The following is a 14,586-nucleotide window of genomic DNA, read 5'->3' as shown; positions in this document are numbered from 1 at the left end:
GAACAGAACGCTCGAATAGGAAGTCAGCAATGGATCGCCTGAGTGGATTGACCGCCTTCGTGCGCACCGCCGATCTCGGCAGCTTCGTCGCCGCCGGGCGCGTGCTCGGCCTGTCCGCCTCCGCGGTCGGCAAGGCAGTCACTGCTCTCGAAAAGCAGCTCGGAGTGCGCCTGCTGCAGCGCTCGACCCGTAGTATCCGGCTGACCGAGGAGGGACGCCTCTTTCACGAGCGCTGCCGCCGCATTCTCGACGACCTCGACGATGCAGAAGCCTCATTGGCCGAGGCGGTGGCCGTTCCGCGCGGACGGCTGCGTGTCAGCGTGCCGATCGTCAGCTACCATCTGCTGTTACCGGTGCTGCCGGAGTTCGTGCGGCGCCATCCCGAAATCGAGCTCGACCTCGACTTCAACGACCGCATCGTCGATCTGATCGACGAGGAAGTCGACGTCGCCATCCGCAGCGGCGTCCTGCCGGATTCCCGGCTGATGACCCGGGCGCTGCGACCGTTCCAGCTTCTGCTCTGCGCCGCCCCCGCCTATCTCGATCGGCACGGCACACCCGAATGCCCGCGTGACCTCGACGGGCACCATGCGATCCGCTTCCGTTTTCCCAACAGCCGGAAGCTGCAGGAATGGCCGATCGCCATGCCCTCAGACGGACCCGGACCGCAAATCAAGACCGTGCTCTACAGCAACAACATGGAGGCGCTCAGCGGCGCCGTCCTCAGCGGTCTCGGCATCGGCTGCCTGCCGGATTTCCTCGCGCGCCAGCCGCTCAGTGACGGCCGGCTCCGCACGGTGCTTGACGCTTATCTTGACGCTCCCGGACAGTTTCACCTCCTCTGGCCGTCAAACCGCCATCTATCGCCAAAGGTGCGTGTGTTCGTCGATTTCCTGAGCGAACGGCTTTTTGCCGATCGCTGCGAGCGCGCGCCAGCCATTCAGGCGACACGGTAGGAATAAAAAGGGCCACCTCCATGACGGAAGCGGCCCCTTGGTTCTTCAATATCGTCAAGATCTTCCCAACGTCAGCATCGCCCGAATGCGGGAAGCTCAGGCGGCCTTGATCTTGGCGCGCTTGGCAAGATGCGCCACGACGTTCTCGATCATCCGCATGCCGGCGTCGCCGCCAAGCGTCATGATCGATTCCGGATGGAACTGCACTGCAGCCACCGGTTCCTTGGTGTGCTCGATACCCATGATCGTGCCGTCTTCGCTTTCAGCTGTAATCATGAAGTCGTTAGGCAAGCTCGACGGATCGGCGAAGATCGAGTGGTAGCGCCCGACGGTCACTTCCTTGCCGAGACCGGAGAAGACGATGCCCGGTTCCAGCACGCGGATGCGCGACGGCTTGCCGTGCATCGGGATCGCGAGTTGGCGCAGGTCCCCGCCATAGGCTTCGGCAAGCGCCTGCAGACCGAGGCAGACGCCGAAAATCGGCAGTTCGCGGGCCCGCGCCTTCTTGATCGTTGCCCTGCAGTCGAAATCTTTCGGATTGCCGGGTCCTGGCGAAAGCACGACGAGATCCGGCCTGACGCGATCGAAGATCTCTTCCGCGACCGGCGTGCGTACCGTCGTGACGGTTGCCCCAGTCTGGCGGAAATAGTTCGCGAGCGTATGAACGAAGCTGTCTTCGTGGTCGACGAGCAGGATGTTGACGCCGGCGCCGACCGCCGCAACGTCGCGGCTTGCCTTGCCGGCGTTGGCGGATTTCGCATCGCGAATGGCAGCGATCATGGCGGAGGCCTTCAGTTCGGTTTCGGCTTCTTCTTCTTCCGGGTTTGAATCGTAGAGCAGCGTCGCCCCTGCCCTGACCTCGGCGATGCCGTCCTTGATGCGGATCGTGCGCAGCGTCAGGCCCGTGTTCATGTCGCCGTTGAAGCCGACCATGCCGATCGCGCCACCATACCATGCGCGCGGGCTCTTCTCATGGCTTTCGATGAAGCGCATGGCCCAGAGCTTCGGCGCACCGGTGACCGTCACCGCCCAGGCATGGCTCAGGAAGCCGTCGAAGGCATCCATGTCGTCGCGCAGGCGTCCTTCGATATGGTCGACCGTGTGGATCAGCCGCGAATACATCTCGATCTGGCGGCGGCCGATGACCTTGACCGAGCCGGGCACGCAGACGCGGCTCTTGTCGTTGCGGTCGACGTCCGAGCACATGGTGAGCTCGGATTCGTCCTTCTTGGAATTCAAGAGCTTCAGAATCTGCTCGCTGTCGGCGATCGGGTCGTCGCCGCGCTTGATCGTACCCGAGATCGGGCAGGTCTCGATGCGGCGGCCGGAAACGCGAACGAACATTTCCGGCGAAGCGCCGACGAGATATTCCTGGTTTCCGAGATTGATGAAGAAGGAATAGGGCGACGGATTGATCGCCTTCAGCCGATTGGAGATTTCCGAAGGCTTGCTCTCGCAGCGCTCGAAGAACTTCTGGCCGGGCACCACTTCGAACAGATCGCCACGGCGGAAGCTCTCCTTCGCCTTGACGACGAGCTCGGCATATTCGCCGGGGCGATGGTCGCCATGCGGCGGGATGCTGTCGACTGTCTGGAATGGTTCGCTCGCGATCTCGTCCGCCTTGCCTTCGGTCGTCTTGCCATCCTTGGCGAAATCGTAGCGGTCGATCCAGGCCTTGGCGGCATAGTGGTCGACGACGAGGATCTCGTCCGGCAGGAACAGCACCATGTCGCGCTGGTCGTCGGGACGCTTGAGCTTCAGGTCGATCGCGTCGAACTGGAAGGCGAGATCGTAGCCGAAGGCGCCATAAAGGCCGAGGCTCGCGTCCTCGGCCGAATGGAAGAGATTGGTGACGGCGCGCAGCACGCTGAACACCGTCGGCATCTTCGAGCGCTCTTCCTCGGTGAAGACGCGGTCAGGCTGATTGATCGTCAGATCGAGGCGGCGGCTGGTCGAGGCGCCGAGGGTGATGTCCGCGACTGTCTTCAGCTGCTCGGCGATGATCGACAGCAGCACTTCGCCACGGTCGTTATAGGCTTCGATCCAGAGCGCGCGGCCGAACGAGGAAATGCCGAGCGGCGGATCGACGACGGCCGTGTCCCAACGGGTGTAGCGGCCGGGATATTCATAGTTGGAGGAAAACACCGCGCCGCGGCGTTCATCGAGCTTGTCCACATAGCTCGCGATCGCCTGCGTATAGGAGGCTTCGCGTCGCCTGCGCGTCACCACGATGCCGCCTTTGGTGGTGTAGCTCTCCGCTCCGCCCTCGAGAATTACCGTTGCCATTCGCCTCGCTCCGTAAAAGCCCGGTCCTTGAGCGGCCCAAACATGAAAAAAGCCGCCTCGAAATCTCCGGGCGGCTTCATCTCTCAATCACGCATGACTGGTCAAGGCCGCTTCAGCGAGCCCACCACCAGGTCGAAATGTTGCGTGCATTTTCCATGGGCGAAAGTGTTAGCGTGGGTTGATGCCTTGCGCAAGCGGGAAAGCCGCGCCGGATATCACGGATCGATCAAAAAAAGAGGCGGCTCTTGCGAGCCGCCCGACTGGAGTTAATCTGATCCTATCAGAACTTCGCCTTCGCCGTAACCAGGAAGGTGCGGCCGCGGCCCGTATCGATCGTGCTGCCTGCAATCGTGCTCGACGACGGCGTGTAGGTCTTGTCGAACAGGTTCGTCACCGTCGCCGTCACCTCGAAGCCGTTCTCGAACTTGTAGTTCGCGAAGAGGTCGACGAGGCCATAGCCCGGAACGTTCGGCGGCGTGCGGTTGATCTCGCCGACGAATGCGTTCGACACCGCATAGAGCCGCGTGCCGACCGTCAGGCGCTGGTCTTCGAGGAAGCGCGCACCGAGCGTTGCGCTGATGATGTTATCAGGCAGGTAGCTCTGGACACCGAACCCGTTCACCTGGGAAGGCAAATTGCTGTCGGTGTAGGTGTAGGCGAGATCACCGAAGACATAGCCGGCATCGTAGGCCGCCTGGAGTTCGAAGCCCTGCACCGTCGAGGTGCCGGGATTGTTGACGAAGAAGATCTGGCGACCACCACCCAGCAGCGCTGCGGTGATGTAGTTGTCGATGCGGTTGTGGAAGTAGTTCGCCTTCACACGCAGGCTGTCGCTGGGATCGAGCAGCCCGTCGAAGGTGAAGTTCGCGCCGATTTCCCAGCCCTTCGAGATTTCAGGCTCGAGGAACGGATTGGGGAAGAACGACTGGCCGGTCGTACCCGGGTGCGTGCCGCCGGCGAAGGTCTCGTTGACGGTCGGCGAACGCGAGGTCTCGGCGTAGGTCACGTAGGGCTGGAACCAGTCCGTCGGGTTGAGCGCGACCGTGACGCTCGGATTGAGACGGCCGTCGGACTTGTCGACCGTGTAGGGACCCGCCGGCAGGCCGATCGGGTTGCCTCGCACCACGGCGCCGGAACCATCGAGGCTGAAGTGATCCCACCGCAGGCCGGCCGTCAGATCGACGATACCATAGGTGAAGGTCGTGTTGCTGAAGACGCCGGTCGTGGCATTGGTGCCGCTGCCGTTGACGCCGCCAGACGGGCGCGCCGTGCTGTTGATGACGTCATAGTCGTCGCGGAAATATTCGACGCCGTAGTTCGCCCGGACGGCAACCTCACCGAGATCGAACAGCGAGGTGTTCGAGATATCGAAGCCCTTGCCCGTGTCGGTGATGCGGCGACCGGCCGCCGTGCCGCCACCGCGAACATCGGTGTCGTACTTCATCTTCAGCCGGTTCCAATAGGCATTGGCCCGGAAATCGATGAGTTCGTTGTCCGGCGTGTAGGAATAGCTGGCCGAAACGGTCTGGTTCTTCACGTTCTGGAAGTAGGAGTTCGCGAAGAAGTCGTTGTCATAGGTGATGCCGGTGAGCTTGAAGGTGTGGTCCTGATCCGGAGTCACCTCGAACTTCAACAGGCCGGAAAGCAGGTCTTCCTCGGTGTAAGGCACCGTTACGCCGTTGCCGTTGTCGTAGTTGCCGGGATCAGCCTTGCTGATGCCGCCGAGCACCGAGAAGACGTCGTTGAAACGATAGGCACCGATCAAAGATTCCGACCAGCCGGCCTCGTTGCTGCCGTAGGTGGCAGAAGCGATGCCGCCGTAGTTCTTGCCGTCCTGGATCAGGTCTTCGACGTCGTAGGTCTTGAAGTTGACCGAACCGGCCAAAGCACCGCCGCCGACACCGGTGACGGCACCGCGGGTGACGTCGATCTCGGAAAGGAATGCCGGATCGAAATAGGCAAGGCCCTGGGCTTCATGGCCGGTGAAGCGGAAGTTCTGGCGCACACCGTCGATCATCATGTTGACGCGGCCGGAACCCTCGAAGCCACGGATGTTGACGGCGACGCCCGGGTTCTGCGGGTTGTTGGCGGTTGACGTGCCGGGAACGCCGCGCAGCAGGTCGTCGGTCTCGAGACCGGATTGCAGGTCGATCTGGTCGGACGTGACGACACTGACCGGGCCGGCCTTCGCATAGGGGTCAGCGGTGCGTGAGCCCTTGGCAACGATCGGCGACAGGTAGGTTTCGCCCTTCTTGGTCTCCTCGGCCTTTTTCTCTTCCGGCTTTGCCTGGTTTGTCGAACTCTGGGCGAATGCGACGGTAGCGACTGAAATTGCAAGAGTTGTCGTGCAAGCCAACAGGGCCTGGCGACGATGCCGGGTGAGCATGGACCAATCCTTTGAGGTTCGAGGCCGGGCTTGCTGTTGAGCGGCAAACTCAAGGGGCTGGCTGGGCGCGTTCTGGGCGTTGCGACATGTCGTCGCCTCATTTATGCCGCATAAAAAACATGAGTATAATTGTCAACATACAAAGATACTCCCCACAATTTGTGGGGTCGTGCCAATTCGAGGCGTTGCCGAACTGCAACGCTTTTGCCGGAGAGTTGGAGCGGACGAGGAAAAGTGCATGCGGCCTTCCGCCCGCATCCCGCTCTAATTTATTGGAATCGGTCACGTTTATGATTTGGTCGATTCCAACCAAAACATCGCGATCTCATGAAACCAGATCCGGTTCTGCGCGTTCCCTCCGCTCAAAGCCCGCCGCGCGGGCAGTGAGAAAGGTACTGGATGCGTCGCTCTTTCCCCTTGATCCTGCTGTCACTCCTGATCCTGACGGGCGCCAGCCTGCCGAAACACGGCCCCATCCCGATAGAAAAGCCGCCGACGGATGCAGGAGCGGAAGAGGCTGTTCCCACACCCGACAAGAAGCCGGCGGCACCGGCGGACGACGGCAAGGGCGCGACGGAGAAAGGGCCGACGGCAGCCAACGGCGAACAGCCCGTTCCGCAGCCGAAGCAGGCGGATGGAGACGAGCAATCGACAAAGGACAAGAAGCCGCCGGCGGACGAAAAGGACCAGCGCGCGGACGAGAAGAAGGATGCCGAGCCAGCGCCGGCGCCAATCGTCTATCCACCGGTCGAGACGGAGAATGCTGCCGAATATGCCAAGTGCCTTACCGACCTGAAAGCGGTTGGCGCGACGTTTGTCGAAGCCAAGCGCATCGACGACGGCAAGGGCTGCGGCATCGACAAGCCACTGGAGGTCACCAGCATTCTGCCCGACGTTACGCTCGCGCCCAAGGGAGTGATGCGGTGCGAAACGGCGCTGGCGCTGGCACGCTGGACAAAGGAAGCCGCCCAGCCGGCTGCCGAGGTCGCCTTCGACAAGAACATCAAGATCAAGGCGCTGAACCAGGCGTCGACCTATATCTGCCGCCTGCGCAACAATGCAACGTCAGGCAAGATCTCCGAACATGCCCACGGCAACGCCGTCGACATCGCGTCCTTCCGCTTGAGCGACGGAACGACGATCGCCATCCAGCCGCGCGACGAGGATGGCACGATGGACGGCGCGTTCCAGCGCGCGGTCACCGCCTCCGCCTGCCTGTATTTCAAGACTGTGCTCGATCCCGGCAGCGACGCAGCCCACGAAACCCACCTGCATCTCGACGTGATCGATCGGCGCAACGACTATCGCTATTGCCGCTAGGCGGGGATCACCTGGCCCGGTCGCCGCAACTCAGTCATTGCTATAGCCGAGGGCTACAAACTCGCCCTCGAAACGCCCGGCCACCGCGTCGCCGTCAAGCAGGTCGGCAACGACCACGGCCCGCGCCCTGCCCCGCCGTTCGAGCAATCGCAGAAAGCTCGGCCACTGCCCGGCATTCGCGAACGACGAGCGAGCCGAAAAGGCGCCGGCCACCGGCTTTAGATAGTCCATGCGGTTGCTCTGGATCACCAGGCGCGCAGCCACGCCGCTTTTGCGCAACCGCACATGCAGGAGCGACCAGGCCGACAGGATCGATAGCGCCGAGGCGCTGCCGCCGAACACCGTCTCGCGATGATTGATGTTGGGTGCCAGAGGCGCGGAAAGCAGGACATGATCTTCCGCTATGTCCTCTACCTGAACCTGCATCGCCGCCGAAAGCGGGATATGGGCGTGAAGATAGGTCTGCAAATCCTGGGGCGTCATTGCGGTGTCCATGTGTCTGCTACAGCGGCGTACGCCTTGCGTGTCGCGCAAGGTCGCCCCCGATCAATGCACGAGACCCCATGTCCTGGCCAGTGCCGCAGGCCCGCGTTCAGTCGCCTCTCGCCAGCCTCATAACCACAAAGATACCGGTCGGCGCGCCTTGCAGGACCGCACCCCGGCTCCCAAATACAGGCATGAGGAAAATCCACCCGTTTTGCGCCCAGTCTCAAGGAAATGTGTCATGGCATTGACGATCTACCAGCTCTCCATTCCCGCATTCATTCGCGGTCTTGGTGTGCTCACCAAACTGCTCGACAAGGCCGAGGCTCATGCGCGCGACAACGGCATCTCCCCTGATGATCTCGTCATTGCCCGGCTGGCGCCGGACATGCTGACGCTTGCCGGCCAGGTGCAGCGAGTGAGCGACACGAGCAAGGGTCTGGTCGGGCGCCTGACTTCGATCGAGGTTCCCCGTTTTCCGGACGAGGAAAAGACCCTGGACGAACTGCGTCAGCGCATCGCCAACACGGTTGCTTTTCTTGAAATTGTGCGCCCCGTCGACCTGGAGGATAGCGGCAGCCGCGAGGTCGTCCTCAACTTCCCGACCCTGAAAGTGACGCTCACGGGCGAAGAGTATCTGCTGAGATTCGTTCTGCCAAACTTCTATTTCCACCTGACGACGGCCTACGACATCCTGCGTCACAAGGGCGTCTCGATCGGCAAGGCCGACTTCCTCAGCCTCACTGCCTAACTTCCATTCTGGAAGCGAAGATAAAGGAATGCAAAACACGACAACGCCGCGCATCCCGAAGGACGCGCGGCGTTGTTTCGATCAGGCCAGTCGGTCGCTCTAGAACAGCCCCTCGATGTAACCCCGCTCGTTCAGGAAGATCTTCTCCGACGACGGCACTTTGGGAAGGCCGGGCATGGTCATGATCTCGCCGGTGATGACCACGATAAAACCGGCGCCGGCCGCAAGTCGCACCTCGCGGATCGGCACCGCATGGCCGCTCGGCGCGCCGCGCAGGTTCGGGTCGGTCGAGAAGGAATATTGCGTCTTGGCCATGCAGATCGGCAGGTGGCCATAGCCCTGGTTCTCCCAGGTGTGCAGTTGATCGCGCACCGACTTGTCGGCGATCACTTCGCTCGCATGATAGATGTCCTTGGCGATTGTCTCGATCTTGTGGAAGAGCGGCATGTCATCCGGATAGAGCGGCGAGAACTGCGAATGGCCGCCCTCGGCCAGATCCGCCACCTTGCGCGCCAGTTCTTCGATTCCCGCCGACCCCTCGGCCCAATGCCGGCAGAGCACGGCGTCGGCACCGAGTGTCGCCACATAGTCCTTGATCGCCTGGATCTCGGCCTCGGTGTCGGAGGTGAAGTGGTTGATCGCGACGATCGCGGGAACGCCGAACTTCTTGACGTTCTGCACATGGCGCCCGAGGTTGGCACAGCCCTTGCGCAGGGCCTCCAGGTTTTCCTTGCCGAGATCGTCCTTCTTCACGCCGCCATTCATCTTGATCGCTCGGACGGTGGCGACGATCACCGCGGCATCGGGCTTCAGCCCCGCCTTGCGGCACTTGATGTCGAAGAATTTTTCTGCACCGAGATCGGCGCCGAAGCCGGCTTCCGTCACGACATAGTCGGCGAGCTTCAGCGCCGTCGTCGTCGCGATCACCGAATTGCAGCCATGCGCGATGTTGGCGAAGGGACCGCCATGCACGAAGGCCGGATTGTTTTCCAATGTCTGCACCAGGTTCGGCTGCATCGCGTCCTTGAGCAGCACCGCCATCGCGCCATCGGCCTTGATGTCACGCGCAAACACCGGGCTCTTGTCGCGTCGGTTGCCGACGATGATATTGCCGAGGCGCTTCTCGAGATCCTTCAGATCGGTTGCCAGGCAGAGGATGGCCATGACCTCGGATGCAACGGTGATGTCGAAACCGGTCTCGCGCGGATAACCATTCGCGACACCACCGAGCGGTCCGACAATGCTGCGCAGTGCCCGGTCGTTCATGTCCATAACGCGACGCCAGGCGATGCGGCGGATGTCGACGTTCTGCTCGTTGCCCCAGTAGATGTGATTGTCGAGCAGCGCCGCGAGCAGATTGTGCGCTGAAGTAATGGCGTGGAAATCGCCGGTGAAATGGAGGTTCATGTCCTCCATGGGCACCACCTGTGCGTAACCGCCGCCGGCGGCTCCGCCCTTGATGCCGAAGCAGGGGCCGAGCGACGCTTCGCGGATGCAGACGATCGCCTTCTTGCCGATGCGGTTGAGCCCGTCACCGAGGCCGACCGTCGTCGTCGTCTTGCCTTCGCCGGCCGGCGTCGGATTGATCGCCGTCACCAGGATCAGGTGGCCGTTTTTCTTTTCGCGCTGGCGGGCGATGAAATCGGCCCCGATCTTCGCCTTGTCGTGGCCGTAGGGCAGCAGATCTTCCGCTGGGATGCCGAGTGCCGCCCCTATCTCCAGGATCGGCTTTTTCTTCGCCGCACGCGCAATCTCGATATCGGACTTAACCTCGGTCATGACATGTCCCCTCCCCAGGGTCTCGTTTTCATCCACGCCTTTCAAGGCGCAGTTCGCGATGCCGGAGCGGGATGAGGAAACGTGTCTGCGGTTTTCGGCCCGCATCCCGCTTTAACTCAAGTAAGGTCTGCGGCAGCGCCCGGAAGTTCAGGCGCCACCTTGCCGTTCCGCCCTATCGGGCGAGGATATCGCGCATTTCGACGATGTTCGAGCGTACCCTCAGCGTATAGAAGCCCATCGTCGCCAGATGCGTCGGCATGATCCAGCCGGCCTCCTCGCCGTTGGAGATGATCAGCGGCTGGATGCGCAATGCGGCGCGCAGTTGCTTGATCGTTTCCGTCCAGATCGGCGTCAGGCCGCGCTGGGCAACGACGTTGTCGAAGTCGGCGCCGGCGGCCGACAGAATGCCGTAATAACCGTAGAGCTGGCCGTAGGCGAACCAGAAGCGGTCGTCGGCGCGCGTGTCGAACCAGCCGCCATTGTGGTTTTCCGACCGTTCGCGAATGATCGCCGAGGTGTTGCCGAGATCGTTGGCAACACGGTCGAGGAATTCGACGAGGTTGTCGGAGCGGCCGTCGAAGATCGCTTCGCATTTGCCGAGCGAGATGTTGAAGGCCCTGAGGTCCTTCATCGCCGCCCGGTAGAAGCTCGGCGTCGGCGTCTTCGGGCCAAACGGGTTCAGGCCGAAATACCAGGTCTCCTCATCGAACTGGATATTGCCGCGCGCACTCTGCAGGTCGCTGTTGATGCCGGACGTGCCGCGCACGCGACCAAGCGAATCGACCAGTTCGACCGAGGTGCGGCGCACCGCCTGGTTGATGCCGCGCTGGAACGACGCCTTGTTGTCGAGCCACGGCGTGTCGTCCCAGTCAAGCCCGAAGAAACCGAGCTTGTAGAGCAGCATCGACGATATCCACGCATTCTCGTTGACATTGTAATCGATAAGGTCGGCGGCGACATCGACGATTGCCGAGGTCTGGCACACGGTACCGGCAGGCAATTGCACCACCGCCAGCGCCTCCGGTGTCGATTCGGTCTGCGGTGCAGCCGCCGCCGCAAGGTTGGTTGCCGCCGCACCGGTCGTCGATTGGCCCGTCGTCGCGCCCGGGCCGCTCTTCGGCGAGCCCGCCGGCACCTTGTGCTCGGCCAGCTTGTAACGCTCGACATAGTCAGGATCGAAGTTCGTCCAGGCCTGCGTCTGCCAGATGAAATAGCCGTAGAGGAAGATGAGGCCGAGCAGAACGATGCCGATTGGTCCTTTGATGATCCAGCTCCGCTGCCGATACCAGTTACCGGCCGCGACGAACGGCCAGAGCAGCCAGGCAACGGCGAGACCTATGCCGCGGCCGATCGCGGTAAAGACCCGCTGGAAAAACGCTACGATCGGATCGAACATGTCCTATTCCTCTCTGAGGCCGTAAAGCTTGTGGCGGAAGGCCGCCTTGTCCTTGAGATATGAACCCGTCAGCGTCGCCACAACATAGGCCTTGAAGCTTTCGCCATAGCGCTCGTAGGCGTCGTAGAAACCCTGCTTGTCGAAGACGAAGCGCGAGACGAAATCGCGGGGCACGAGCTGGGAAATCAGTCGGTTGACCAGCCACTGGTCGGGATGGGTGGGTGCTGCGCGCACCAGCATGAAGCGGTTCGCCGGCGCCACGTCCTGCATCTTGATCGTGCCGGTCGCGGCAACCATGCGGATCATCTCCTGCAGGAACGGATAGGCCCCGTCCCTCGCGACGACAGCCGCATTGCGGTGCATCCAGGTCTGCAGCCAGATCCGGTCGGCATTGGCGAGATCGGCCGTCGGGTCAATTTCGTCGATCAGCCCGCGCACGATCATGTCGGCCCGGTGCTGATAGAGCCCCGACTCCTCCACCCAGGACGCCTGTGGCAATTGCAGCCGCTTGGTCGAGGCGAGGAAGTCGTAGATCCGGGCATGATCGTTGATGGCGATATAGCTGACCTGCCATGGCCGCGAGCGGCGGAAGCCGGGGACCGAGGGGTCGCAGATCACGGTCGTCGTCTTGTCGTCGAGAAAGACATAGACGCCCCCGAAATGATTGGCCCAGAAGGCTTCGTGGCGGAAGACGAGCTGGTCCGGCACCAGCGCATTCTGGCGGATATCGCCGGTGAGCTTGGCAAGCTCGACCATGCGGTTCAGCATCTCGTCGTCGGCCCAGGCCGTCGGCACTTTCTTCAGCCGGTCGACGAGGCCCCTGAGTTCGGCGGCCTTGCCGAGCATGTCCTCGGCCGACAGCACCCGGAAACGCACCTCGTTGATCGACAGCAGGTCGTCGATGTCGTCGACGACCGAAACCGAATCCTCGATCTCGCCGTAGAGCGCGTCCTTGATCGTGATCGCATTGATCGCGCGGCCGTTGGCGTTGAAGAATTCGTGCATCAGCGCCGCCGTATTGGAGAAGCTCGTATGCACGACCGGCAGCTCCGCCTGATCCGGTGTCATGATGATGAACCGGCGGTTGACCCGGTTCGGATCGAGATAATCACGGTCACCCAGTTCGTCAGCGATTTCGGGCGAAAACCCGGTCATGTCGATGCTGAACGCCGTCAACGCCGTCGGGCGCAGGCCGAAGCCTTCGAGTGCCTTGTTGTAACGCGCGATCAGGTGCGGCTCGGAGACATCGAGCAGCCGTCCATAGATGAGCTCGGCTTCGAGCAAGCGTTTCATCGGTCAGCTCTTCCCATCATAACCCCTGCCACCGGCCGTCGCGCTTCATCGCCTCGATCTCGCGGATCGCCTTTTCGCGCTGGCGCTCGCGGCGGATGATGTCGGTGACGGCGGCATCGTCGGATTTGTCGGTGTAGCGGAATTCGCTGTCGGCGTAGCGGTTGATCTCCTGCAGCACCATGTCGATGGTGATCGGGCCGCGTAGCGCCTCGATCATCGCTTTCTTCTCGTCGTAGCTCTTGTGCATGAACGAGCCGGCATCCCTGAACCAGTCATCCGGCAGCTCGACATCCATGGCGCGCAGCTTGATCGCGTCGGTGATGTTCTTGATCGCGCGGCCGGTAAAGCGCGGCTCGGCCTCCTTGATCATGTGCAGATAGGCGCCGACATCGGCGAGCGAGGCGAGCGCGCCCCGTTCCTTCTGGTAACGCTCCCAGACGGCGATGAGGCCATCCTCCTTCGGCCGCGCGTGCTCGGCATAGGATTGCGACACGGCCCGCTTGATCTCCTGCCCCTCGAACAATTGGTGTTCGCCGAGCGGGATCTTGTGGTTCTTGCCAACGAGCAGCGCGAAGATGTCGACATAGTCGTCTTCCGTCTGCGGCCCGTCGACCAGCCAACGGGCGCCGGCGCGCTGGCGCAGCGCATCGTCGACATTCTCGGGATAGTTGGAGAACATGCCGAAGGTGCAGTTGCCGCGCACCACCGTCGAAGCACCGGCGAAGCTCTCCATCAGCACCGCCGTCACCTCATGCTGGCCGGCGGAAGCGCGATCATCGGAGCGCTTCGCCGCCACCTGGTCGACATCGTCGATCGTGCCGAAGCCGATCGCGCGCGGGTTGATGACGTTGTTGACGAACTCCTTGCAGTTCTGGCCCGATTTGCCCTGATAGGAGGAGATCTGGTCAACGCCGAAATTCTCGTAATGGAAGGCGTAGCCGGCAATCTCGCAATATTCGTTGAGCATGCCGGCGAGCATCTGGATCAGGATCGTCTTGCCGGTGCCCGGCATGCCGTCGCCGATGAAGGTGAAGAGGAAGCCGCCAAGCTCGACGAAGGGGTTCATCTGCCGGTCGAAGTCATAGGCCATCAGCATCTTGGCAAGCTTCAACGCCTGGTACTTGGCAATGTGGTTGCCGATGATCTCCTCGGGCTTCTTGAAGGTCATCACCAGCGGCTTGCGCTTCTGGCCCGGTGCGACATCGAAGCCGTTCAGCGTGAAATCGTCCTGGTCGAGCCGGATATGCACGGTCTCGAAGCTCTGCAGTCCAGTGAACCGCGCCTTGCGCGCGATCAACCCCTCGACTGCCACGCGCGAAAAGGCGCGCGCCCGGGCGGTCAGCGCCAGATCGTCAGGCGCCCCGGCAATGCCGCGGTCGAGCGCCGAGATGAGGCTCTTCAATGCGTCCTGCGGCGTGTCGAACAGAAAGTCGGGCTCGACCGCATCGTCCACCGGCTCGCCCTCACCTGAAAGCGTCGAGCCGAGATAGGCGGCAAGCGTAAACGCGGCGACATAGGCAGACGCCGAAAGCAGCGCCTTGAACTGGTTGGCCTCATCTCCTCCGAGCGGCGATGTGGCGTTTTTCGCCTGCAGTTGCTCGAGGTTTGTCTGCCGCGCAAAGACGTCGGCCACGGCGAGCGCCACCTGAATACCGCGGCGTGTGCGATAAAGCACGGCGTGCTGGGCCGGCGACAACATCGGATCGCCTTGGCGCACTGACTGAATGGTCTTGGTCAGCTCGACTTCGCGTGTGCGCCGCTGGCCACCGGTCGAAACCGTCGAGACGAAGCGGCGGCCGGTGCCGGCAAGCGTCGTCCCGGCGGATGCATCCTCGCGCTCCAGAATGATGAGCTTCGTCACCAGCCCCTGCGCCACCGCCTGATGCTTGGCGATGTCGTCCTCGTGCAGCGTCGTCAGCCCCGTATTGAGTGTCAT

11 protein-coding genes are annotated in these 14,586 nt (G+C 62.2%); 3 read left to right on the top strand and 8 right to left on the bottom strand.

Translation table 11 applies throughout. The features are described from left to right. The first annotated feature begins 29 nt into the window (after positions 1-29). Complete coding sequence (locus tag ACTJKM_RS19365) at positions 30-956, top strand: LysR substrate-binding domain-containing protein (protein ID WP_058326528.1); 927 nt, start codon at positions 30-32, stop codon at positions 954-956. 96 nt (positions 957-1,052) lie between these two features. Here the strand turns inward: ACTJKM_RS19365 and ACTJKM_RS19360 are convergent, their stop codons facing one another. The 3 genes from ACTJKM_RS19360 to ACTJKM_RS19350 form a co-directional block, all read right to left on the bottom strand. Beyond that, complete coding sequence (locus ACTJKM_RS19360) at positions 1,053-3,242, bottom strand: anthranilate synthase (RefSeq protein WP_058326527.1); 2,190 nt, start codon at positions 3,240-3,242, stop codon at positions 1,053-1,055. 112 nt (positions 3,243-3,354) lie between these two features. Continuing rightward, the gene (trpLE, locus tag ACTJKM_RS19355) at positions 3,355-3,399 is read right to left on the bottom strand and encodes a trpE operon leader peptide TrpLE (RefSeq protein ID WP_192494823.1); all 45 of its coding nucleotides are present in this window, start codon (positions 3,397-3,399) and stop codon (positions 3,355-3,357) included. Positions 3,400-3,522: 123 nt separating this feature from the next. Beyond that, on the bottom strand, positions 3,523-5,628 hold the full coding sequence (locus ACTJKM_RS19350) for a TonB-dependent receptor domain-containing protein (protein WP_057253050.1): 2,106 nt from the start codon (positions 5,626-5,628) through the stop codon (positions 3,523-3,525). Between the two features lie 399 nt (positions 5,629-6,027). Between ACTJKM_RS19350 and ACTJKM_RS19345 the strand changes: the two genes are divergently transcribed. Continuing rightward, on the top strand, positions 6,028-6,948 hold the full coding sequence (locus ACTJKM_RS19345; protein ID WP_058321156.1) for an extensin-like domain-containing protein: 921 nt from the start codon (positions 6,028-6,030) through the stop codon (positions 6,946-6,948). Between the two features lie 30 nt (positions 6,949-6,978). Here the strand turns inward: ACTJKM_RS19345 and ACTJKM_RS19340 are convergent, their stop codons facing one another. Further along, complete coding sequence (locus ACTJKM_RS19340) at positions 6,979-7,431, bottom strand: YiiD C-terminal domain-containing protein (protein ID WP_058326570.1); 453 nt, start codon at positions 7,429-7,431, stop codon at positions 6,979-6,981. Between the two features lie 241 nt (positions 7,432-7,672). Between ACTJKM_RS19340 and ACTJKM_RS19335 the strand changes: the two genes are divergently transcribed. After that, complete coding sequence (locus tag ACTJKM_RS19335) at positions 7,673-8,182, top strand: DUF1993 domain-containing protein (RefSeq protein ID WP_058321157.1); 510 nt, start codon at positions 7,673-7,675, stop codon at positions 8,180-8,182. Between the two features lie 99 nt (positions 8,183-8,281). Here ACTJKM_RS19335 and ACTJKM_RS19330 read toward each other — a convergent pair whose 3' ends face one another. The 4 genes from ACTJKM_RS19330 to ACTJKM_RS19315 form a co-directional block, all read right to left on the bottom strand. Beyond that, on the bottom strand, positions 8,282-9,961 hold the full coding sequence (locus ACTJKM_RS19330) for a formate--tetrahydrofolate ligase (RefSeq protein ID WP_058326526.1): 1,680 nt from the start codon (positions 9,959-9,961) through the stop codon (positions 8,282-8,284). 172 nt (positions 9,962-10,133) lie between these two features. After that, complete coding sequence (locus ACTJKM_RS19325; protein WP_057253042.1) at positions 10,134-11,357, bottom strand: DUF2333 family protein; 1,224 nt, start codon at positions 11,355-11,357, stop codon at positions 10,134-10,136. Positions 11,358-11,360: 3 nt separating this feature from the next. Further along, the gene (locus ACTJKM_RS19320) at positions 11,361-12,650 is read right to left on the bottom strand and encodes a DUF6638 family protein (protein WP_057253039.1); all 1,290 of its coding nucleotides are present in this window, start codon (positions 12,648-12,650) and stop codon (positions 11,361-11,363) included. A 16-nt stretch (positions 12,651-12,666) separates the two neighbouring features. Beyond that, positions 12,667-14,586 carry an AAA family ATPase gene (locus tag ACTJKM_RS19315; protein ID WP_058321160.1) on the bottom strand — a complete coding sequence of 640 codons (1,920 nt, stop codon included), beginning with the start codon at positions 14,584-14,586 and terminating at the stop codon, positions 12,667-12,669.

This window comes from Ensifer sp. 22460 (assembly GCF_052044935.1).
GTDB lineage: Bacteria > Pseudomonadota > Alphaproteobacteria > Rhizobiales > Rhizobiaceae > Ensifer.
Note: the sequence above shows the minus strand (reverse complement) of the source record. Positions and strands in the feature narration are given on the sequence as shown.